Genomic DNA, 20978 nt, shown 5'->3' with positions numbered 1-20978 from the left:
TGTTCAGGGAAAGTTCGAAAGTTTAACCGGTGTGCTCCCGCGCGTGAGCGCGGCGCCATGTTTGACACGAGCCCCTCGAGCCCGTAGTATCGCGTTAATTCATCACGTGTAGAATATTTGGCCATGAGTCAAGCCACCCGAATCGTCATCGTCGGCGGGGGCATCGCCGGGCTTCTGCTTGCGACCCGGCTGGGCGATATGCTCGGCCGCAGCGGCCGCGCTCGCGTCACGCTCATCGACAAAAGCGCCACGCACATCTGGAAGCCCATGCTGCACACCATCGCGGCCGGCACGCGCGACGTTCAGCAACAGCAGGTCATCTATCTCGCCCACGCCCGCGATCACGGGTTCGACTACCAGCCCGGCGAAATGGACGGTCTGGACCGCAATGCGCGCGTCGTGAAGCTGGCCGAACTCAGAGCGCCATCCGGCGAAGTCGTCGTCGGCCCGCGCACGGTCGAATACGACGTGCTGATTCTCGCGCTGGGCAGCCGTGCCAACGATTTCGGCACCCCGGGCGTACTCGAGCATTGCCATTTCATCGACAGTCAGGCGCAGGCTGAAATCTTCAACGAAGCATTGCGCATTCGCGTATTCCAGAGCGTCGTGACGAATGGCTCGTTGCGCGTATCGATTGTCGGCGCCGGGGCGACCGGAGTCGAGTTGGCGGCGGAACTGAGCCGCTTGCTCGAAGTGGCCGCGAGTTATGGCGACCCGGGCATCCGCGCACGCCTGAACCTCACGCTTTATGAAAGCGCGCCGCGCATACTGGCGGCATTTCCAGCGGCGGTATCGGAATCCAGCGAGGCGCAGCTGCGACATATCGGCTTCACGGTACGAACGGGCACGCGCGTGACCGCAGCCGAGCCGGATGGATTCCGGCTTGGCGACGGTAGCAGGCAGCCGGCCGATTTGATGGTTTGGGCGGCGGGCGTCAAGGCGCCTGATTTTCTGGGCAAGCTGGATGGAATCACGGCGAATCGGTCCAACCAGATCAGCGTCAGGCCGACGCTACAGGCGCTGGACGACGACAAAATATTCGTTCTCGGCGATTGCTCCACTTTGACGCTCGTGGGCAATGAGCGGCCTCTCGCGCCAACCGCGCAGGTCGCCACGCAACAGGCACAGTTTCTCGCGAAGCACATACCGGGATGGCTAGGCTCCGGCTCGCTGCCCGACTTTGCGTTTCGCGACTTCGGCGCGCTCGTGTCGCTGAGCGACTACAACGCTTTCGGGACGCTCGGGCAGTTCGGTTTCTTCCGTGGCGGGTTCATCAAGGGCCGATTCGCGCAACTGAGTCACGCCATGCTTTATCGCCAACATCAGCAGGCGTTGCACGGCTTCGGCAAATCCACATTGCTATGGGCGGCGGAGCGGATCAACGGCCTCGTGCAGCCGAAGATACGGCTGAGCTGAAGGCCGCCCCGCTTTTGACAGGAGCACTGGCATGGAGCAGTACGTGACGGACGACACCGCATGGCAGCGCGCTGTCAGCCTGCTTGACGCCGGGCACGCGGACCAACTGACGGCTCGCGTCAGGCGCCTGGTCGGTTCCCATGGCGAGCACCGCCTGTCGACTGGTCGCGGCGCCGTTGTGATCGCTCTGCTCGATCGAATCAGCCCGCGAGCCGCCACGGTCTCGTGGAGCGATCCGCAAGATTGCAAGTACGGCGAGCAGGTTTGGCGCCTTGTCACCGCCAAACAATCTGGGATATGCGCGCTGAGCGGACAGCCGGTCGCCGCGGGCGATGCGATCTTTCGCCCCGCAAAGGTCAAGCCGCCTCCGGCCAATGCCGCCGCCATGATGCTCGCGGTTGCGGTCGACCGCGCGTTCGCCGATCAACGCTGCTAGTTTTCGCGGGGGAGTTTGTCCGCTGATGCCGCCGGCGACGCACACCGGCGCTGCCGTGGCCCCGAGTCTTCGAGATTCGGCGACATGCGTTCTCGCTATCGGACGTGCGACATCGACGTCACCCCCGACACGTTCGGATGGCCGTTACTTCGCTCGCGTGAGGATCATGTGACTGCACGACCTGACGGACGCCCGTTTGGCGCCTGCTTGTCAACAGGGCGATTTGGGCAACGGGGCTGACGCGGTGAAGCGTGCCCGCGACCGTTCGCCGGCCCGCCTAAGCCATCTGCCCGATCGTCTTCCTGAACCGCTTCAACGACAGCAAAAACAACACCGTTCCGATCACCGCCAGAATCAGAAACGGCCGCCAAACCGTCTCGATTCCCGCGCCGCGATAGAGAATCGCTTGCCCGATCTCGACGAAGTGCGTCGTCGGCGCGGCGAGCATGATGTTCTGCACCGCGAACGGCATGCTCTCGCGCGGCGTCAGGCTGCCCGACAGCAATTGCAGCGGCAGCAGCACCAGCACGAGCAGCATGCCGAACTGCGGCATGCTGCGCACGAGCGTCGCGAGAAAAATGCCCATCGACGTCGTCGCGAACAGGTGAATCGCCATCCCGACGACGAACAGCGCGACCGAACCCTCGATCGGCACATGCAGCGCGCCGCGCACGACGAACGTCAGCGAAAACACCGCCGCGCACGCGACGACGAGCCCCATCGACCACACCTTCGCCATCATGATCTCGCCCGGCGTCACCGGCATCACGAGCAGGTGCTCGATCGTCCCGTGCTCGCGCTCGCGGATCAACGCGGCGCCCGTGAGCACCATCGACAGCAGCGTCACGTTGTTGATCACTTCCATCAGCGAGCCGAACCATGTCTGATCGAGGTTCGGATTGAAGCGCATGTGCATCGCGATGTCGACGGGCGGCGCCGCGCTGCTCCGGTAGCGGCGCGCGAAATCGTCGATCTCGCCGCTCACGATCTGCTGCACGTAGCCGTTGCCCGTGAACGCCTGGCTCATCCGCGTCGCGTCGACGTTCAGCTGGATCTGCGCGGGCCGGCCCGCGAGCACGTCGCGCTGGAAGTTCGGCGGGATGTCGAGCGCGAACGTGAAGTCGCCCGCGTCCATCCCGCGGTCGGCTTCAGCGAGCGTCACCATCCTCGGCAGCGCGAACTGCGGCGGGAAGAGCGCCGATGCGATCCGCGCGGACAGCGGCGACGCGTCCTCGTCGATGATCGCGATCGGCGCCATGTGCAGCGTGTCGGGGCGCGCGGTCGCGGCCGAGTAGATCGATGCGGTGAACGTGTAGGCGATCAGCACGAGCAGGATCGGGTCGCGCACGAGGCTCCACAGTTCCTTGATGCCGAGACGATAGACGATCGCGAGGCGCCGCATGATCAGCGTTCCTGTTTTTTCAAGAGCAGTATGGTCGCGCCGAGGATCACCGGCACCGACGCGGCGAGCGGCCAGAACTGCGAATAGAGATCGGACAGCGACAGCGCCTTGTTGAACACGCCGCGGCTGATCGACAGCATGTAGGTGGCCGGATAGACGAGGCCGATGAAGCGCCCGGTGCCTTCGAGCGACGACAGCGGCGTGAGCAGCCCCGCGAACTGCACGGTCGGGATCATCGTGCCGATGATCGTCATCACGATCGCCGCGACCTGGCTGCGCGTGAACGTCGACGCGAGCAGCCCGATGCCTGTGGCGACGACGTTGAAGATCAGCACCGCGAGCAGCAGCGTCATGAAGCTGCCCTTGACCGGCACGTCGAACGCGAGCCGCGCGAGCACCGTCATCAGCAGGAAGTTCAGCATCGCGAGCACGACGTACGGCACCTGCTTGCCGATCAGGAACTCGGTGCGCGTGACGGGCGTCACGTACAGGTTCAGGATCGAGCCGAGCTCGCGCTCGCGGACCACGGCGAGCGCCGTCAGCATCGCGGGCAGCATCAGCAGCAGGAGCGGCATCACGGCGGGGATCATCGCGGGCAGGCTCTTCACGTCCGGGTTGTAGCGGTAGCGCGTGACGATCTCCGCGCGCGGCGCGAGCGTCACGCCGAGGCGGTGCTGCGCCTTGTCCGACAGCCACATCGTGTGCATGCCGATTGCGTAGCCGCGGATCGTCTCCGCGCGCTGCGGCATCGCGCCGTCGATCCACATGCCGATCTGCACGGGCGCGCCGCGTTCGACGTCGCGCGCGAAGTTCGGCGGAATCTCGATCGCGAGCGACACTTCGCCGGTGCGCATCCGGCGATCGAGCTCCGCGTAGTCGGCGATCGGCGGCCGTTCGACGAAATAGCGCGAACCGGACAGGTTCAGCGCGTAGTCGTGGCTCAGTTCGGTCTGGTCACGGTCGAGCACCGCGTAGGTCAGATCCTCGACGTCGAGGCTGATGCCGATGCCGATCACGCACATCAGCACGAGCGAGCCGATCAGCGCGAGCGTCGCGCGGACCGGATCGCGGCGCAGCTCGAGCATCTCGCGCCACATGTAGCTGAGCGCGCGCTGCGCGCTGAATGCGCGGTGCGGCGGCTCGGAGGCGAGCGTGGCGGAGCGCGGCGCGGCCACGAGCGGGGCGGATCGAGCGGACGGATTGGATCGGGCGGGCGGGGTCGATTCGGCGGGCGATTCGGTGGGCGATTCGGTGGGCGATTCGGTGGGCGAGGCGGCGGGCAAAGCGGTGGGCAAAGCGGCGGGTGAGGCGGCCCGCGCTTCGGTCTCGGTTCGGATCGCGGTTTCGTCGCGTTCGTGCGCCGCGACATCGGCGGCGGCGTGCGCGGCGGTATCGGCGGCGGCACGGCGGGCGTGAGCGTCGTTGCCGATGTCCGTCGCGGCTTCGGCGCGCGCGCCGGTTCCGACGTCGACTTCGGTGTTCGCTCCGGCTTCGATGGCCGCTGCGTGTTCGCGGCCGCTTGCGCGTTCGGGAAGGTTTTCGGCTTCGGGGTCCGCTTTTACGATGCCTTTGGCTTCGGCGTTGGTCCGGGCACCCGTTGCGGCTGCCGCTTCGGCATGGGCATCGGCGCCGTCCGCCTCGCCCGCCGATGCGTCGACGAGATACCCGATGAACGCGTCCTCGAGCGTCGCCGCGCCGCGCGCGCGCACGAGCTCGGCCGGCGAATCGCTCGCGAGCACGCGGCCCGCGTGCATCAGCGAGATCCGGTCGCAGCGCTGCGCTTCGTTCATGAAGTGCGTCGAGATGAAGATCGTCACCAGGTCGCGGCGCGCGAGGTCGATCATCAGTTGCCAGAAGCCGTCGCGCGCGACGGGATCGACGCCCGATGTCGGCTCGTCGAGGATCAGCAGTTCGGGCTTGTGCACCATCGCGACCGCGAGCGACAGCCGCTGCCGCATCCCGAGCGGCAGGCTGTCGGGCAGCGTGTCGTAGATGTCGGTGAGGCCGAAGCGGCGCGCCATTTCGTCGATGCGCGCGTCGATGCCGGCGGCCGGCACGCCGAACAGGCGCGCGTGCAGCACGAGGTTCTGCCGCACGGTCAGCTCGCTGTAGAGCGAGAACGCCTGCGACATGTAGCCGACGCGCCGGCGCGTGTTGATGTCCTTCGGATCGACTTCCTTGCCGAACAGCTGCGCGGTGCCTTCGGTCGCGGGCAACAGGCCCGTGAGCATCTTCATCGTCGTCGACTTGCCGCAGCCGTTCGAGCCGAGGAAGCCGAAAATTTCGCCGCGGCGAATCCGGAAGCTCACGTGATCGACCGCGGTGAAATCGCCGAAGCGCATCGTCAGGCCGCGCGCCTCGATCGCGGCGCCCGCCTGCGCGTCGGCGCGCAGCGGCTCGATCTTCACGGGCTTGTGGTCGCGCCGCTTGTCCTCGGGCAGCAGCGCGATGAACGCCGCCTCGAGCGTGTCGCAGTTCGTGCGCGCGAGCAGCTCGGCGGGCGCGCCCGTCGCGAGCACGCGGCCCGCGTCCATCGCGATCAGCCAGTCGAAGCGCTGCGCTTCGTCCATGTACGCGGTCGCGACGATCACGCTCATCGTCGGCCGCTCCGCGCGAATCCGCGCGATCAGATCCCAGAACTGCGCGCGCGCGAGCGGATCGACGCCCGTCGTCGGCTCGTCGAGGATCAGCAGATCCGGATCGTGGATCAGCGCGCAGCAGAGGCCGAGCTTCTGCTTCATCCCGCCCGAGAGCTTGCCCGCCGGCCGCGACAGGAACGGAAAGAGGCCCGTGCTCCGCGTGAGCGAATCGATCCGGCGGCGGCGCTCGCCGGCATCGTGGCCGAACAGGCGCGCGAAGAATTGCAGGTTTTCCTCGACCGAGAGCGTCGGATACAGGTTCTTGCCGAGCCCCTGCGGCATGTACGCGATGCGCCGGCACACGCGTTCGCGATGGCGGCGCGAGCGCATGTCGCCGTCGAGCGCGTGGACGCCGCCCGTTTGCAGCGCGCGCGCGCCGGACGCGAGCGCGAGGAGGCTCGACTTGCCGACGCCGTCCGGCCCGATCAGGCCGATCGTGAGGCCGGCGGGCACGTCGAGCGTGATCCCGTCGAGCGCGACGGTCTTGCCGTAGCGCAGGGTGACGTCGGAAAAGCGAACGACGCTCGGCGCGCTCACCGCGGGACCTTGACCATCAGTTGCGCGGGCCACGGCTTGCTCTGGTCGACGCGCACCCACGCGACGCCGGGCAGCCCCGTCTTCACGAGCTTCAGGTGCTTTTGCAGCAGCTCGCGATCGATCCGGGCCTTCACGCGGAACATCAGCTTTTGCCGCTCGTTCGCGGTCTCGACGGTCTTCGGCGTGAACTGCGCGGTGCTCGACACGAACGACACGGTCGCGGGAATCACGTAGTTCGGCGCGGCGTCGAGGATGATCCGCGCGTCGGCGCCGAGCGCGACTTTGCCGACGACCGTCTCCGGCAGGAAGAACGTCATGTAGACGTCCGACAGATCGACCAGATTGAGCACCTTGCCGCCCGCGGGCAGCACTTCGCCGGGCTGCGCGACGCGGTACTGGACGCGGCCGTCGCGCGGCGACTCGAGCTTGCTGTCGTCGATGTCGGCCTGCACGCGCGCGACGGTCGCGTCGGCCGCCGTCACCGCCGAATGCGCGGCGACGAGCTGCGCCTCGGTCGCCTCGATCGCGGCCTGCGCGGCGGCCACCTGCGCGGCAGCCGCGGACACGGCCGCCTGTGCGCTGCGGGCGCGGGCGCGATCGTCGTCGAGCTCCTGCATCGACGATGCGCCCTCGCGCGACAGCGTCTCCGAACGCGCGAGCCGGCGCTTCGCGGCGTCGAGCTCGCTGTCGCGCAGCACGACCATCGCCTGCGCGGCCGCCTTGTCGCTCTTCCTCTGCGCAACCTGCGATTCGACGCCCGCCGCCGTGTTCAGCGCGCGCTGCCGCTGCGCGGTCGCTTCGTCGTACTGCGCGCGCAGCACCTGGATCTGCATGCTCGCGAGCGGTTGGCCGGCCTTCACGAAATCGCCTTCGTCGACGAGGATTTCGTCGATGCGGCCGGGCAGCTTCGTCGCGACGTCGATTTCGGTGGCCTCGATGCGGCCGTTGCCGTTCGCGAAGGCGTCGCCGGGGCCCTGATGGCGCAACAGCGTCCAGCCGTAGTAACCGCCGAGCGCGAGCACGACGGCGGCGGCCGCGGCGGCGATCTGCTTCCTGGTGACTTGGATCATGACAACGGACCTTATTTCGCTTGGGGTTCGGTGGAAGAGGGCGCGGCCGCGTCGCGCGCGGGCTCGGACAGGTTGCCGCCGAGCGCCGCGTACAGCGCGACGCGGCTCGACAGCAGCGCGCGGCGCGTCTGCACGAGCTGCTGCTGCGCGCTCAGCAAGTCGCGCTGCGCGTCGAGCACTTCGAGAAAGCGCGCGGCGCCGCTGTCGTAGCGCAGCTTCGCGAGCCGCGCGCGCTCGGATTGCGTCGCGAGCGTGTCCTGCGCGATGCGCACCTGATCGGCTAGCCAGTGGCGCGCGGCGAGCGCGTCGGCGATGTCACGAAACGCCGTCTGGACTGTCTTCTCGTACTGCGCGAGCGCTTCGTCGCGGCGCGCGTTGGCGAGCTTCAGGTTGCCGATGTTGCGGCCGGCGTCGAAGATCGGCATCGACAGGTTCGGAATGAAATTCCACGCGGTCGTGCCGGACGCGAACAGGTTGTGCAGCTCCGTGCTACCGGTGCCGATCGAGCTCGTCAGCGCGATGCGCGGGAAGAACGCCGCGCGCGCCGCGCCGATGTTCGCGTGCGCGGCGCGCAGCTGATACTCGGCCGCGACGACGTCGGGGCGGTTCGCGAGCAGCTCGGACGGCAGGCCGGGCGCGAGGTTCGGCGCGACGCTCGCATCGTCGAGCGACGCGGGCGTTTGCGTCGGCGCGCTCGCGCCGACGAGCAGATCGAGCGCGTGCTGCTGCACGTCGCGCGCCTGCTGGAGCTGCGAGCCGAGCGTCTGCGCCTGCTGCAGCAGGATCTCCGATTGCGTGAGATCGAGCTTCGAGATCGCGCCTTCCTCGTAGCGCCGCCGGAAGATGCGCAACGATTCGCGGCGGCTCTCGATCGTCTCGTTCGTCAGCGCGAGGCGCTCGTCGTAGGCGCACAGCGACAGATACGCGTCGGCCACCTGGCCGACCAGGCTGATCGTCACCGCGCGGCGCGACGCGTCGCTCGCGAGGAACGCGTCGAGCGCGGCGGCCTTCAGGTTGCGCACGCGGCCCCAGAAGTCGATTTCCCACTGCACTTCGCCGAGCGACGCCGAATACAGCTCGCCGACGATCGGGCTCGGCAGCAGCAGGCCGCCCGGCTCGCGAAAGCGAATGTAAGCGGCGTTCGCCGTGATCGTCGGGAACTGGTCCGCGCGGCGGATTCCGTACATCGCGCGCGCCTCGTCGACGCGCCGCGTCGCGATCCGCAGATCGCGGTTGTTCTCGAGCGCGGTTTCAATGAGCGCCTGCAGCCGGGGATCGACGAAATAGCCGCGCCAGTCGAACTGGCCGAGCGCGCGCGCGCCGGCGCCCGTCGGGTCGCCCGGATAGGCGGGGTAGGCCGTGGGCACGGGCGGCGGCTTGCGCGCGTAGTCGGGCGCGAGAGACAGGCAGCCCGACACGGCCGCGCACAGCGCGAGCGCGGCGGCGTGCCGCGACACGCGGCGCGCGATGCCGCGCCGCCGCTGATGCCGTTCGTCGTGACGCGCATCGTTGCGCATGGTCATATCCTCGGTGGTCGATGTAGCCGACTGTTCTTCGTGGACGCCGCGCGCTCCCGAAAACGCTCACCGTCGCGCGGCGCGGAAAAGCGATGCGCCGCGCGCGCCGCTCTCGTGTCCCTTTATATCCGACGATTACCGTGTCTTATCTTGATCTGAGTCAGTGAGATACCGACTGGTCAGTTTTTAAGATGTCGCCATGCACGATGCAGGTGCGTCCGCCGCGCGCGGGCGTCGCGCATCGCGAAACGAAACGGCACAACGAACGGCCGCCCGCGGGGCGGCGAAGCGGCGGCGGACCATGCGAAACCGGAACGGCAACGAGCGGGCGGCGAAGGCGCGAGACGAGGCACCGGCCAGGTCGGCGCGCTGCCGTTTGCCCGCCGACGTCCGCATCCACCAGATCCTCGATGCGGCGCTCGCCGAGTTTTCCGCGAGCGGCTTCGTGGGCGCGCGGATCGACGACATCGCGGCGCGCGCGGGGATGTCGAAGGGCGGCGTCTACACGCACTTCGGCAGCAAGGACGAGATTTTCGAGGCGCTGCTCGAGCGCTCGCTGATGCCGCCGCTGCCGGGCGCGTCGAAGGCGGCGCTTGCCGCACGCCGCTCGAAGGGGGCGCGCAAGGCGAATGGGGCGAATGCGGATCGCGCCGCGCGCGCGAGGAATTCGGCGAGCGCGCCGAACGGCGTCGATGCGCACGATGCGCCGAGCGAATCGGATGCGTGCCGCGCGCCGCGCTCGTCGATCACCGCGAATGCCCGGGCGGCTTCATCCGAATCGGAAGCGCCCGCGGCGCTCGCCGCGCTCGTCGATCTGCTCGCCGGCGATCTCTACACGTGGTCGACGAGCGAGCCGGTGATCGCGATGCTGCGCCTGCTCGTCGCCGAGAGCAGGCGCGCGCCGCACGCGGTCGAGCGCTGGCAGAAACAGGTCGAGCACGCGGTCGCGACGGCGGTCGGCCGGCTCGTGCGGCAGGGCGTCGACGCGGGCGAGCTGCGCGCCGGCATCGCCGCGCGCACGCCGCTTTTGCTCGTCGCGCCGCTCACGCAGGCGTGCCTGCGGCAGGCGCTGCGCGCCGCGCCCGCGACCCGGCGCGAGCTTGCTGCATCGCGGCGCGACTATGCGCGCTTCATCGAGGAACTGTTGACCTGACGAAATGCGCGAATCCGTGCGCCGCGCGGCGGAAGCTTGACGGAAGTCAACTTTCCGCACACGGAACGCCGGATCATGAACGCATGTTTTCGGCATCCCGAACGGTTCCGCGCAACGATGAAGCAATCCGGTGCGCGAGGCGGTTTCTCGAAGCATGCGAAAGCCCCGGACCGCCGGGCCGCCGAAACGACATCGACTTGAACCAGGAGGTTTTATGTACCAGAAGATCATGGTGGCGCTCGACGGCAGCGACATCTCGAAGCGCGGCCTCGGCGAAGCGATCAAGATCGCGAAGGCGACGGGCGGGCGCGTGCATGCGGTGTACGTCGTCGACAAGTCGGTGGTGTTCAGCTACGCGGGCCATTTCGATCCGAACGCGCTCCTCGAAGGCTTCCGCGACGACGGCCGCAAGGCGCTCGGCGAAGCGGAGAAGGCGATCGAGGCCGCGCAGGTGAAGGGCGACGCCGAGCTGTTCGAAACCGCCGGCATCGGCGAGGAAGTGGCGCAGGCGCTCGAGCGCTGCGCGAAGCAAAACGGCGCGGATCTCGTCGTGCTCGGCACGCATGGCCGCCGCGGCATGCGGCGCGTCGTGCTCGGCAGCGTCGCCGAGCGCTTCCTGCGCGCGTCGCACTGCCCGGTGCTGCTCGTGCGCGGCGAGGAAGCCGAACATCACGTGGATGTGTGAGCGCATCGCGCGCGCCCGGAAAACAAGGAGAACGACATGACGCATTCTGACCGCAACGCGATCGCATCGACCGTCGCCGTGTTCGCCTCGCAGGTCGGCCTGATCGCCGCGGTGCGCGGGCTGCTCGTCGCCGACGGCTCGGCCCCGTATTTCATGCTGTTCGCGATCGTCGCGGGCGCGCTCGGCTTCGTCGATCTGTATTGCCGGCCGATCTTCGCGCCGGCGTTCGCGCGGCAGCGCGCAGTGCCCGTCCAACGTCGCCGGGGGGCCGCGCGCGACGCATCGTGAACGGGATACTGAGGCTCGCGTTCAAGCTGCTCGTCAACGACAGCGCGAAGTTCAGCGCGCTGATCGTCGGCATCACGTTCGCCGTGTTCCTGATGGTGGAGATGACGTCGCTGTTCGCGGGAATCCTGAACAAGTCGTCGTCGACCGTCATCAACGTCGGCGCGAAGGTGTGGGTGATGGACCCGGGCGTGCAGACGATCGCGAGCAGCATCGGGATGCCCGACTACGTGCTCGACGCGGTGCGCAGCATCGACGGCGTCAAGTACGCGGTGCCGATCTATTCCGGCGGCGCGCTCGTGAAGCTCGCCGACGGCACCTACCAGGCCGTCACCGTGATCGGCCTCGACGACGCGAGCCTGCTCGGCAGGCCGACGATGAAGGCGGGCCGCATCGAGGACATCTACGCGGAAAACGGCTTCATCGCGATCGACGACGCCGAGTTCCCGAAGCTGAAGAATCCGGCGCTCGGCACGACCTTCGAGCTGAACGACAACCGCGGCGTGATCGTCGGCATCGCGAAGGTCGCGAGCAGCGGCCTGTTCGGCACGCCCACGCTCTACACGACCTACGCGCGCGCGACGCAGTACATTCCGTCGACGCGCTTCACGACGTCGTACATTCTCGTCGAGCCGAAGTCCAGCCAGAACATCGCGCACATCAAGCGCGAGGTCTCGGCGCTCGGCTATCGCGCGTACACGAAAGAAGAATTCATGAAGCACATCTCGGACTTCTACAAGTACGAGACGGGCGTCGGCACGAACATCCTGCTGATGACCGTGATCAGCTTCATCGTCGGCCTGTCGATCTCGGGCCAGACGTTCTACACGTTCATTCTCGAGAATCTCGAAAAATTCGGCGCGTTGAAGGCGATCGGCGCGAAGAACCACGAGCTCGTCGCGATGATCCTGTTCCAGGCGACGTTCACCGCGCTCACCGGCTACGGCCTCGGCGTCGGCCTCTGCACCGCGCTCATCAGCTTCGCGCGGCTGCGCCTGCCGAGCTACGCGGCGCTCATCACGTACGGCAATCTCGCGCTCGCGTTCGGCATGGTCGTCGTGATCGCCGGGCTGTCGAGCTATCTCGGCGTGCGCCGCGTGCTGCGGATCGAGCCGTTCGACATTTTCAGGGGATGACCATGGCGGAGCTCGCGATCGACGCACGCGGCCTCACCAAGTGGTTCGGCGAAGGCGACGCGCGCACGCGCGCGCTGTCGGACGTGTCGGTGCAGGCGAATTTCGGCGAGATGCTGCTGATCGTCGGGCCGTCGGGCAGCGGCAAGACGACGCTGCTCAGCGTGATGTCCGGCATCCTGCGGCCGGACGAGGGCAACGTGTTCGTCGACGGCGTCGATCTGTGGGCGCAGGGCAACGACGCGATCGCCGATTTCCGCCTCAACCGGATCGGCTTCGTGTTTCAGGACTACCATCTGTTTCCGCGCCTGACGACGGCCGAGAACGTCGCGATTCCGCTGATCCTCAAGCGCCGCGACTGGAATCTCGCGATCGACGCGGCGCACGAATATCTCGACGTCGTCGGCCTGCGCAACCGCGCGACGCTGCCGCCCGTGAAGTTGTCGGGCGGCGAGCAGCAGCGCGTCGCGATCGCGCGCGCGATCGTGAGCCAGCCCGACATCCTGATCCTCGACGAGCCGACCGCGTCGCTCGACGGCGACACCGGCCGCACGATCATCGATTTCGTCAAGCACAAGGTGCTCAACGACAAGCGCTGCATCGTGATCGTCACGCACGACAGCCGCATCTTCGACTACGCGGACCGCATCCTGCGGATGGAGGACGGCAAGCTCACCGCGATCGAGAGCGGGGGCGGCCAGTGAAGCATCGGCTCATCTTCCTGATCGCGATCGTCGGGTTTCTCGTGAGCGTCGCCGCCGCATGGGTCTACAGCATTCAGGAGCCGCCGCAGCCGCCCGTGTTCAAGCCCGCTTCGAATCCGTATCCGCGCGGCGTCTATGCGACGGGCATCGTCGAGAGCGACCAGAGCTCCGGCGTGAACGTCAACCTGTATCCGGACGTCACGGGCGCGGTCACGCGGATCTTCGTGCGCGAGGGCGACGCGGTGAAGGCGGGCGACACGCTGCTCACGCTCGACGATTCGGTGCAGAAGGCGACCGCCGCGCAGCTCGCCGCGCAAGCGGACGCCGCGCAGGCGTTGCTCGACGAATTGAAGGCGCAGCCGCGCCGCGAGACGCTCGACGTCGCCGCCGCGCAGGTCGACGCGGCCGCCGCGAGCCTGAAGACCGCGCAGGACCAGTACGACAAGCAGCAGCGCGCGTTCGCGATCGATCCGAAGACAGTGAGCCGCGACGCGCTCGACAACGCATTGAACGCCGTGAAGGTGGCGCGCGCGAACCTCGACGTCGTCACGCGCCAGTATCGGCTGACGCGCGCGGGCGCGTGGGTGTACGACGTGCGCAACCAGGAGAAGCAGGTCGCCGCGCTGCGCCGGGCGGCCGACGCGTCGAGCGCGCTGCTCGCGCACTACACGCTGCGCGCGCCCTCGGACGGCGTCGTGCTCGCGATGAACGCGGCGCTCGGCTCGTACCTGTCGCCGCAGGGGATGTACGACACGTACACGCAAGGGAACGCGCCGGCGATCGTGCTCGGCTCGTCGGCGAACCGGCTGCAGGTGCGCTGCTATGTCGACGAGATCCTGATCAGCCGCCTGCCGGCCGGCAAGATGCCGAAGGCGCACATGTCGGTGCGCGGCACGCCGACCGAGGCGGATCTCGAGTTCGTTCGCGTGCAGCCTTACGTGACGCCGAAGATTCAGTTGTCCAATCAACGGACCGAGCGCGTCGACGTGCGCGTGCTGCCCGTGATCTTCCGCGTCGTGCCGCACAAGGATCTGAGGCTGTTTCCGGGGCAGATCGTCGATGTGTACATCGCGTCGGATTGACCGTGCGCGACGGCGCCGCCGGCTGCGCTTCGCGGCGATCGCGCTCGGCGGCGCGGCGCTCGTCGCCGGCTGCGCGGTCGGGCCCGACTTCGTTCGGCCCGGGCCGCCCCGCGTCGACGCCTACGTGCCGGACGCCGCCGCGCGCACGAGCTTCACCGCGGGCGGCGCGACGCAGACGCTCGCGCCCGACGCGCCGTTGCCCGATGCGTGGTGGCGCCTGTTCGGCTCGCGCGAGATCGACGCGGCCGTCGACGACGCGTTCGCCGGCAGCCCGACGCTGGACGGCGCGCAGGCGACGCTCAGACGCAGCGAGCACGAACTGATGGCGGGCGCGGGCGTGTTCTATCCGCAGATCGACGCGCAGGCGGGCGCGTCGCGGCAGCGCAACGTGCCGTTGCGCACGGGCACGAATCTGCCCGCTTCGATCTTCAACCTGTTCACGCTGTCGACGACGATCAGCTATGCGCTCGACATCTGGGGCGGCGAACGGCGCAACGTCGAGGGGCTCGCCGCGCAGGCCGACGCGCAGCGTCAAGCGCTCGCGGCCGCGCGCCTCACGCTCGCGGCGAACGTCGTCAACACGATGATCGCGCGCGCCGCGTATGCGGACGAGGTCGCGGTCACGCGCGAGCTGATCGCGTTGACGGACGAACAGATCCGTCTCACGCGCGCGCAGGTGAGCGCCGGCACGAGCGCGTACTCGGCCGTGCTCGCGCTCGAGTCCGCGCGCGCGTCGCTCGACGCGTCGCTGCCCGCGCTCGAGCAGAAGATCGGCCAGGCCGACGATCTGCTCGCGACGCTCGCGGGCCGCTTTCCGGCCGAGCGCACGCCGCCGACGCTGTCGCTCGCGGACATCGCGTTGCCGGCGCAGCTGCCGCAGACGGTGCCGTCCGGGCTCGTGCGCCGCCGCCCCGACATCCTGCAGGCCGAGGCGGCGCTGCATGCGGCGAGCGCGAACGTCGGCGTTGCGACGGCGGCGCTGTTTCCGAGCGTCACGCTGTCGGCCTCGGGCGGTTTCAACGCGACGCAATTGCCGTCGCTGTTCGCGGCGAGCGGCAAGGCGTGGAGCGTCGGCGCGTCGATCACCGCGCCGCTCTTTCATGGCGGCGCGCTGTGGTATCAGCGCAAGGCCGCGATCGACGCGTTCGACGAATCGAACGCCGCCTATCGGCAGGTGGTGCTGAGCGCGTTTGCGCAAGTCGCCGACACGTTGCGCGCACTTGATCACGATGCGGCGGGACTCGATGCGCAGTTGCGCGCGATGGACGCGGCGCGCGAGGCACTGCGGCTCGTGACGATCGAATACGAGACGGGCGCGGCCGGCTATTTGCAGGTGCTGGCCGCCGATCAGCAATACCGGCAGGCGCGGCTCGCGTGGGTGCAGGCGAGCGCGCAGCGGCTGCAAGATACCGTTGCGCTGTACGCGGCGCTCGGCGGCGGCTGGGACGATTCGCGCACACCTTGACGGCGGCGGGCCGCGCGCATCATCTCCGAGCGGCTTCCTCGCGCGGCGCGCCGCTCTTCGCGAGCAGCCGCCGCAGCACGGGCGGCGTGCATTCCTCGACCATCAGAAAACGCGGCAGCGTAAGCAGCGGCGAGTCGTGACGGATCTTGCTCGGCTCGAGCGTGAAGCCCGCTACGTAGCCCGCTTCGCGCGCGAGCGCGCCGAGCTCGCCGTCGAACGCGCCGAACGGCCAGGCGAGCAGATCGACCGTGTTGCCGATCTCGCGCTCGATGCGCGCGCGCGCCTGTTCGAACTGCGCGCGCGTCGCGTCGCAAAATGCGACGGTCGAACGATGCATCGCGTTCAGATCGGGATGCCACCACGCGTGCGACTGCACGTCGAACCAGCCGGTCTTGTGCAGCACGCGCAGCTGATGCCACGTGAGCGAGCCGGGCGCTTCGCCGACCGCCGACGGATAGACGAACAGCGTGATCGGCACCCGCTCGTGCAGCGCGATCGTTTTCGCCCATTCGAAGATCGACGCGTGCCCTTCGTCGATCGTCAGCGCGACCGACTTCGGCGGCAGCGCGACGCGCTCGCCGCGTAACCAGCGGACGATGTCGCGCAGCGGGACGATCCGGTAGCCGAGCCGGCGCAAGTACGCGAGCTGCGTTTCGAAAGTTTCGGTGCCGACCGTCATCGGATCGGCGCCGGACGTGTTCGAAAAGCGGTGGTAGACGAGCACGGCGACGTCGGTCGGCGGCGCGTCGACGGCGGGCGCGCCGGCCGACGCATCGGTAGCGACGATCCGCGAGACGGGCCGCAAGCCGGGGCCGAAGACGGCCGTGCGCCAAGTGAACCGGGAACGAGGTGACATGATGGTGTGCGTCGCTGGGTTATCGGGGCCGGCATCGCGCCGGTTGCATGCAGGCTGCGATCGGAGGCGGGACGCGAGCGTTCGTCTCGGCGCGGGAGCGCGATGTCGGCGCGCCGGGTCTTCTGTCGAGCGGCGCTGGACGAACCTACGTGCGAGCCTCGTGAACGGCATGCGAAGCATCTTTTAAATAGGATGCGCCGCGCATGCCCGCGCGCGTTGAGCCAAGTCAACGCAGTCGCACCAATGCAGGGCGCCACTATAGGCAGGTGCTGCGGAAGCGGTGCGCGGCCGCGCGCACGATTGTTGACGTGCGTCAAATTCGCGCGGGTTTGCGGGGGCGGACGCGGGGCGTGCGGCTCGGCGAGGTCAACGATGCGCCGTTCGGGCGCGACGCTCGACGCGTGCGGGCGGCGCGACCCGAAAGCGCAGTGTCGCAACGCGCGCGGCGGACGCAGCCGAATCTCAAGGGTGTGCTGTGGTCTGGCGAGCCGCCCGTTGCGGCCGATTTCGCGCTCGGCACGGCACGGCACCGCACCGCACCGCACCGCGCGACTGTCGCTCGACGACGCGGCGGCGATGCGGCGCGCGTATCCGATCGCGCGCTGCAGAGGCGCGCCATGTCGATTGAGCGCCCATCGATTGCATTCGCCGCTTGCTGCGCTTCGTGTGCGACGGGCGCTTCAATCGGCGATGCGATCCGCACCGGCATGTCGTGCCCGCGCGCCGCACGCTTCGATGCGCGGCGGCGGCGGTAACCGTGGCGCGATCTTGCACAGTCGAATTTCCGCAATATCGCGGCGCGCCGGCATCGCGCGGATTTTCTCGAGGCGGTGCGCGGCAGGTTGCGGCGGCGCGCGCATGCCGGCCCGCACGGCGGCGCGCCGGAGCCGCCCGACGCATCGAACGCGGCGTTCGACGTAACCGACTGACGAATGCCGGCGCAGCCTGCGCCCCGGCATGCAAGGCGATTCGTCGCGCGGCGCGCATGACGCGCGGCGGTCGCACGCCACGTCGCTCGCGCGGCGCGCATCGCGTTCTTCGACCCTCCGGCGCTTCGGCCGCGCAGCGCCGAATCGCACTTGACGTGCATCAGAAAACTCGTGGTGCGCGTATGCAAAGCTGTTCTGAAGCGGCGGATTCGCGCCGTGTTTTCAGGTGGAGCGAGCGATGAAAACGGACAGGCAGATCAAGCAGGAAGTCGAGGAGGAACTGACGGGCGACCCGATGATCGACGTCGCACACTTCAATGTCGACGTCGCCGGGCACATCGTCACGCTGACGGGCCATCCGGCCAGCTACGCGGAAAAGCTCGCGGCCGAGAAGGCGGCGAACCGGGTCGCGGGCGTGCGCGCGGTGGTCGTCGACGTGCAGGTGCGGCTGCCGCACGGCGACGTCCGCTCCGACGAGGAGATCGCCGACGCCGTGCGCTCGATCCTGCACTGGACCGTCGGGCTGCATGACGCGGCCGTTCAGGTGCAGGTCGAATCGGGCTGGGTGACGTTGTCGGGCAAGGTCGACTGGGCGTATCAGAGCCATGTCGCGATTCGTGCGATTTCGCAAATGCGCGGCGTGACCGGCGTGACGAACGAGATCGACGTTCTCGGCGACGTGAGCGCCGACGAGATCGCGGGCGGCATCCGGCTCGCGATGCAGCGTCATGCGGAGCGCGAGGCGAAGCATATCGACGTGACGGTCAAGGACGGCACCGTGACGCTGTCGGGCAAGGTCGGCTCGTATGCGGAGCGCGCAGTCGCGCGCGGCGCCGCGTGGTCGGCGCGCGGCGTGCGGGCGGTGGTCGACGACCTGGTCGTCGAGTGAGGTCGGGCGAAAGGCGCGGCGCGCATTGCGCGGTCGCGCATGCGTGACGCGCAACGTAGGTGTCGTCGGTGTCGCAGGTGCCGAATGCGCCGAATGCGCCGCGCGCTGCGCCGCTCGTCGCCCGCGCCGTTCGATGCATGTCGCGGCGCGTGCGCCGTGCGGCGACGCAAGGAAGCCGGCGCGGCGTATGAAACGGCGGAAAGGGATGCGTGACGGCCGCCCGATGCGGGGGATGCGGATTCGAATCGGTCGAGCGGGGAAAAAGAAGCTCGCGAGCCGGTGAGAGGAGATGGTGGTGCGCGGCTCGCGAGACGAAAGCGAACGAAGACTTGAGCTCAGGCGGGTGGATGAACCGGCCCTAGCGGCAGCCGGACGCGTAGCGGCGCGACGCGGAATTGGTGCGGCGGCTGCGTGCGCGGGCGGCAGTGGCGGGCGGCGTGCGCGCGCAACGGCAACGGCCACGTGCGCAGCGCACCGGCGTTTCGCAGGCGAGCATGTCAGCGGTCTGCGTCGAGCAGCGATTGTTCGAGCGCGGTCACGAAGCGCATCAGCGACGCGACGGAGCCGGCGACGCTCTGATAACGTTCGCGGCCGATCTGGCCGTCGAGCGTGACGAGCATGCCGGCCTCGCGGGCGAGCGCAAGCAGCGCGTCGGCCCGGTCGGCGCTCGCCGCCGCCGGCTGCGGCCGCGCGGTGCGGTCCGTATCGGCGGCGGGCGTCGCTTCCGTGCGGCCATAAGCGAGGTAGCCCGATTCGGCGTAGACGTCTTGGTATGACATGGCGACCTCCTGATCCCCGTGGAGCGTTTGTTCTTGCATTCGTCGCGTGATGCGTGTCTGCAATGACAGTATCGTGTGACGAACGATTCGCTCCAAGCAGCGCACACCGAGCTTCTCGTAGGAAATGCGGCGGGCCTATCGGCGCTTTCCTACAACGCGGATGCGCGCTTTCTTCGAATAGGAAAGCGCCTTACGGGAGAACCCGGAGCGCCGCGCGCGCGGGGGTGGACCAGGCTGCGGGACAACCCGAATCCGGCCCGCGCCGCTCACGCGGGACGATGCGGGCCGCCGATCGCCGTCCAGATCTCGTCGGCGGTTTCGCAGAACCGGAACAGCTCCGCGTCGCGCGGATCGATCATGCCCTCGTCGACCAGAAAGCCGAAGTCGACCGCCGAGCGCCAGAACGCGCGGCCGACCAGCACGACGGGCAACGGCGCGATCTTGCGGGTTTGCAGCAGCGTCAACACTTCGAACAGTTCGTCGCAGGTGCCGTAGCCGCCCGGAAAGAACACGGCGGCCTTCGCGCGCTCGAGCAGGTGCAGCTTGCGGATCGCGAAATAGTGGAAGCGAAAGCACAGCTCGGGCGTCACATACGGGTTCGGGAATTGCTCGTGCGGCAGCGCGATGTTGAGCCCGATGCTGGGCGCGCCCGCTTCGTGCGCGCCGCGGTTGGCCGCTTCCATGATGCCGGGGCCGCCGCCCGTGACGATCGTGAGGCGGCGCGGATGGGGCGAGCGGCTGGTCTTGCCGACGAGCCGGCCGAGGTCGCGCGCGACGCCGTAGTAGTGGCTGCGCTCGAGCAGCCGCACCGCGACGCTGACCGCATGGCGTCGCTCGGGATCGTTCGGGCGCGCGGCGAGCTGGCGCTGCGCGTCGGCAAGCCGCGCGCGCGCGACGGCGGGCGCGACGATCCGCGTGCTGCCGTAGACGACGACGGTATCGCTGATGCCGACGCGCTGCAGCATTTCCTCCGTCTTCCAGTAATCGAGCTGCAGCCGCACGCCGCACATCTCGGGGCGCTGCAGGAAGTCGAGATCCTCGTCGGCTTGCCGGTACGTCGGGCTCGACACGAGCCGCTCGACGGCGGCGGGCAGCGGCAGCCGGCTCTTCGGCGCCGCGCGCACACGGCGCAGCGGCGCTCGGCGCGCGGCGGCGTTCGCGACGGAAGGGGCGCGTCGCTTGGTGCGGGGTGTGGTCGGTTTTTTCATCGCGCCGTCCGGATGCGGTAAGTCGGGTCGATCCCACGTTAAGCCGGTTCGATGTGCGCGGATTGATCGCGGTCAACGCGGCCCGACAAAGCGGATGTGACCATGCGCGGCGCGCTTGCCCGGCAGCCGCGCATCGGGCTCTCAGGTGAGTCGCGCGCTCGGTATCGGCCTCACGCTTGACGCATATCAAGCGGCATCCGTCAAAGAACCGGAAGATGCTAGTGAAGCGCCCCGAGGATGGACGCAATGCTTATCGCTCCGGCACGTCATTTCGTTTTGCCGTATGAGCGCCAGGGGAGAAAAGGATCATGGGAATTGGGATGCAGATCGCCTATTTCGGCTTTGCCGGATCAGCGCAGCTCGAAGCCGAGGCGAGCATCCAATTGATCCGTCTGGAGCGATTCAGCGCGCGGCTCGCGGGCTGCCATCTCGCGATCGAGGCGCTCGGCGCCGGCACCGCGAACACGACGTACGACGTCCGTCTCGATCTGATCACGCGCGACTACGAGCTGAAGCCGGTTCCGCACATGAACGGCGCCGATCCGCTGGCGGCGATCCGAAGCGCATTCGACGCCGCGGAGCGCGGGCTCGCCACGGCGTTGGCGTGACGGGAGCGAGCCGCGTGGCGTGACGAATCGAGCCGCGCGGATCGGCGGCGCGGCCGGCCCGCGTGACGGCCGGTGATCGCAACGATCGACGATCGGAATCCCGATTTCACGAAGCGACGAAGCGACGAAGCGACGAAGCGACGAAGCGACGAAGCGACGAAGCGACGAAGCGACGAAGCGACGAA

General features: G+C 68.5%; 19 protein-coding genes and 1 pseudogene. 13 read left to right on the top strand and 7 right to left on the bottom strand.

Going from position 1 to position 20978, the window contains the following annotated elements:
• Nucleotides 1-123 precede the first annotated feature (123 nt).
• The gene (locus WS91_RS01800; RefSeq protein ID WP_059669633.1) at nt 124-1416 is read left to right on the top strand and encodes an NAD(P)/FAD-dependent oxidoreductase; all 1293 of its coding nucleotides are present in this window, start codon (nt 124-126) and stop codon (nt 1414-1416) included.
• Nucleotides 1417-1447: 31 nt separating this feature from the next.
• The gene (locus WS91_RS01795; RefSeq protein ID WP_226383161.1) at nt 1448-1852 is read left to right on the top strand and encodes a DUF3331 domain-containing protein; all 405 of its coding nucleotides are present in this window, start codon (nt 1448-1450) and stop codon (nt 1850-1852) included.
• 277 nt (nt 1853-2129) lie between these two features.
• On the opposite strand, the gene WS91_RS01790 is transcribed toward WS91_RS01795, so the two are convergent.
• Genes WS91_RS01790 through WS91_RS01775 form a run of 4 tightly spaced genes read right to left on the bottom strand, consistent with a single transcriptional unit; the run spans nt 2130 to nt 9023 of the window.
• On the bottom strand, nt 2130-3254 hold the full coding sequence (locus WS91_RS01790) for an ABC transporter permease (RefSeq protein ID WP_059579365.1): 1125 nt from the start codon (nt 3252-3254) through the stop codon (nt 2130-2132).
• A gap of 2 nt (nt 3255-3256) precedes the next feature.
• Nucleotides 3257-6430: an ABC transporter ATP-binding protein/permease gene (locus WS91_RS01785; RefSeq protein WP_059669632.1), complete on the bottom strand. Its 3174-nt coding sequence runs from the start codon at nt 6428-6430 to the stop codon at nt 3257-3259.
• Nucleotides 6427-7500, bottom strand: a complete 1074-nt coding sequence (locus tag WS91_RS01780) for an HlyD family secretion protein (RefSeq protein ID WP_059579359.1) — start codon at nt 7498-7500, stop codon at nt 6427-6429. The genes WS91_RS01785 and WS91_RS01780 overlap by 4 nt, the downstream gene beginning before the upstream one ends.
• Before the next feature lie 11 nt (nt 7501-7511).
• The gene (locus WS91_RS01775) at nt 7512-9023 is read right to left on the bottom strand and encodes an efflux transporter outer membrane subunit (protein WP_059669631.1); all 1512 of its coding nucleotides are present in this window, start codon (nt 9021-9023) and stop codon (nt 7512-7514) included.
• A 295-nt stretch (nt 9024-9318) separates the two neighbouring features.
• Here WS91_RS01775 and WS91_RS01770 point away from each other — a divergent pair, with 295 nt between their 5' ends.
• From WS91_RS01770 to WS91_RS01740, 7 genes are all read left to right on the top strand, one after another.
• Nucleotides 9319-10170 (top strand): TetR/AcrR family transcriptional regulator, encoded by an 852-nt coding sequence (locus WS91_RS01770; RefSeq protein ID WP_059669636.1) that lies wholly within the window; start codon nt 9319-9321, stop codon nt 10168-10170.
• A 214-nt stretch (nt 10171-10384) separates the two neighbouring features.
• Complete coding sequence (locus WS91_RS01765; protein ID WP_038749365.1) at nt 10385-10855, top strand: universal stress protein; 471 nt, start codon at nt 10385-10387, stop codon at nt 10853-10855.
• Between the two features lie 36 nt (nt 10856-10891).
• Nucleotides 10892-11143 (top strand): hypothetical protein, encoded by a 252-nt coding sequence (locus WS91_RS01760; protein WP_038749368.1) that lies wholly within the window; start codon nt 10892-10894, stop codon nt 11141-11143.
• The gene (locus tag WS91_RS01755; RefSeq protein ID WP_038749370.1) at nt 11140-12276 is read left to right on the top strand and encodes an ABC transporter permease; all 1137 of its coding nucleotides are present in this window, start codon (nt 11140-11142) and stop codon (nt 12274-12276) included. Before WS91_RS01760 ends, WS91_RS01755 begins: the two co-directional genes overlap by 4 nt.
• Entirely contained in the window at nt 12273-12977 is a 705-nt protein-coding gene (locus WS91_RS01750) for an ABC transporter ATP-binding protein (protein ID WP_038749373.1), read from the top strand. The genes WS91_RS01755 and WS91_RS01750 overlap by 4 nt, the downstream gene beginning before the upstream one ends.
• Entirely contained in the window at nt 12974-14059 is a 1086-nt protein-coding gene (locus WS91_RS01745) for an HlyD family secretion protein (protein ID WP_038749376.1), read from the top strand. Before WS91_RS01750 ends, WS91_RS01745 begins: the two co-directional genes overlap by 4 nt.
• On the top strand, nt 14037-15524 hold the full coding sequence (locus tag WS91_RS01740) for an efflux transporter outer membrane subunit (protein ID WP_059669630.1): 1488 nt from the start codon (nt 14037-14039) through the stop codon (nt 15522-15524). Before WS91_RS01745 ends, WS91_RS01740 begins: the two co-directional genes overlap by 23 nt.
• Nucleotides 15525-15543: 19 nt before the next feature.
• On the opposite strand, the gene WS91_RS01735 is transcribed toward WS91_RS01740, so the two are convergent.
• Nucleotides 15544-16380 (bottom strand): polysaccharide deacetylase family protein, encoded by an 837-nt coding sequence (locus WS91_RS01735; RefSeq protein ID WP_059669629.1) that lies wholly within the window; start codon nt 16378-16380, stop codon nt 15544-15546.
• A gap of 350 nt (nt 16381-16730) precedes the next feature.
• Here WS91_RS01735 and WS91_RS38095 point away from each other — a divergent pair, with 350 nt between their 5' ends.
• The 3 genes and pseudogenes from WS91_RS38095 to WS91_RS01725 all read left to right on the top strand — a co-directional run bounded on the left by WS91_RS38095 (nt 16731) and on the right by WS91_RS01725 (nt 18198).
• The gene (locus WS91_RS38095; protein WP_059669628.1) at nt 16731-17135 is read left to right on the top strand and encodes a hypothetical protein; all 405 of its coding nucleotides are present in this window, start codon (nt 16731-16733) and stop codon (nt 17133-17135) included.
• A 3-nt stretch (nt 17136-17138) separates the two neighbouring features.
• Nucleotides 17139-17309, top strand: a pseudogene (locus WS91_RS38090) (sulfotransferase); the annotation flags it as partial.
• A 238-nt stretch (nt 17310-17547) separates the two neighbouring features.
• Entirely contained in the window at nt 17548-18198 is a 651-nt protein-coding gene (locus tag WS91_RS01725) for a BON domain-containing protein (RefSeq protein WP_038749387.1), read from the top strand.
• A 497-nt stretch (nt 18199-18695) separates the two neighbouring features.
• Here WS91_RS01725 and WS91_RS01720 read toward each other — a convergent pair whose 3' ends face one another.
• Together WS91_RS01720 and WS91_RS01715 are read right to left on the bottom strand one after the other, a co-directional pair.
• Complete coding sequence (locus WS91_RS01720; RefSeq protein WP_038749414.1) at nt 18696-18977, bottom strand: hypothetical protein; 282 nt, start codon at nt 18975-18977, stop codon at nt 18696-18698.
• Between the two features lie 266 nt (nt 18978-19243).
• Entirely contained in the window at nt 19244-20185 is a 942-nt protein-coding gene (locus WS91_RS01715; protein WP_038749390.1) for a TIGR00730 family Rossman fold protein, read from the bottom strand.
• 320 nt (nt 20186-20505) lie between these two features.
• On the opposite strand from WS91_RS01715, the gene WS91_RS01710 reads away from it, so the two are divergent.
• Nucleotides 20506-20793, top strand: a complete 288-nt coding sequence (locus WS91_RS01710) for a hypothetical protein (RefSeq protein WP_038749393.1) — start codon at nt 20506-20508, stop codon at nt 20791-20793.
• Nucleotides 20794-20978 lie beyond the last annotated feature (185 nt).

It is taken from the genome of Burkholderia sp. MSMB1498 (genome assembly GCF_001526245.1).
Lineage (GTDB): Bacteria > Pseudomonadota > Gammaproteobacteria > Burkholderiales > Burkholderiaceae > Burkholderia > Burkholderia savannae.
The sequence above is the reverse complement of the archived record's forward strand: the minus strand, read 5'-3'. Positions and strand labels throughout refer to the sequence as shown.

Bases quoted from the DNA above. Each gene is read 5' to 3' on its own strand.
- WS91_RS01790 (WP_059579365.1), bottom strand. From the start codon at position 3,254: ATGCGGCGCCTCGCGATCGTCTATCGTCTCGGCATCAAGGAACTGTGG.
- WS91_RS01735 (WP_059669629.1), bottom strand. From the start codon at position 16,380: ATGTCACCTCGTTCCCGGTTCACTTGGCGCACGGCCGTCTTCGGCCCC.
- WS91_RS01780 (WP_059579359.1), bottom strand. From the start codon at position 7,500: ATGATCCAAGTCACCAGGAAGCAGATCGCCGCCGCGGCCGCCGCCGTC.
- WS91_RS01795 (WP_226383161.1), top strand. From the start codon at position 1,448: ATGGAGCAGTACGTGACGGACGACACCGCATGGCAGCGCGCTGTCAGC.
- WS91_RS01775 (WP_059669631.1), bottom strand. From the start codon at position 9,023: ATGACCATGCGCAACGATGCGCGTCACGACGAACGGCATCAGCGGCGG.
- WS91_RS01750 (WP_038749373.1), top strand. From the start codon at position 12,273: ATGACCATGGCGGAGCTCGCGATCGACGCACGCGGCCTCACCAAGTGG.
- WS91_RS01800 (WP_059669633.1), top strand. From the start codon at position 124: ATGAGTCAAGCCACCCGAATCGTCATCGTCGGCGGGGGCATCGCCGGG.
- WS91_RS01720 (WP_038749414.1), bottom strand. From the start codon at position 18,977: ATGTCATACCAAGACGTCTACGCCGAATCGGGCTACCTCGCTTATGGC.
- WS91_RS01770 (WP_059669636.1), top strand. From the start codon at position 9,319: ATGCGAAACCGGAACGGCAACGAGCGGGCGGCGAAGGCGCGAGACGAG.
- WS91_RS01740 (WP_059669630.1), top strand. From the start codon at position 14,037: ATGTGTACATCGCGTCGGATTGACCGTGCGCGACGGCGCCGCCGGCTG.
- WS91_RS01760 (WP_038749368.1), top strand. From the start codon at position 10,892: ATGACGCATTCTGACCGCAACGCGATCGCATCGACCGTCGCCGTGTTC.
- WS91_RS01715 (WP_038749390.1), bottom strand. From the start codon at position 20,185: ATGAAAAAACCGACCACACCCCGCACCAAGCGACGCGCCCCTTCCGTC.
- WS91_RS01710 (WP_038749393.1), top strand. From the start codon at position 20,506: ATGCAGATCGCCTATTTCGGCTTTGCCGGATCAGCGCAGCTCGAAGCC.
- WS91_RS01725 (WP_038749387.1), top strand. From the start codon at position 17,548: ATGAAAACGGACAGGCAGATCAAGCAGGAAGTCGAGGAGGAACTGACG.
- WS91_RS01765 (WP_038749365.1), top strand. From the start codon at position 10,385: ATGTACCAGAAGATCATGGTGGCGCTCGACGGCAGCGACATCTCGAAG.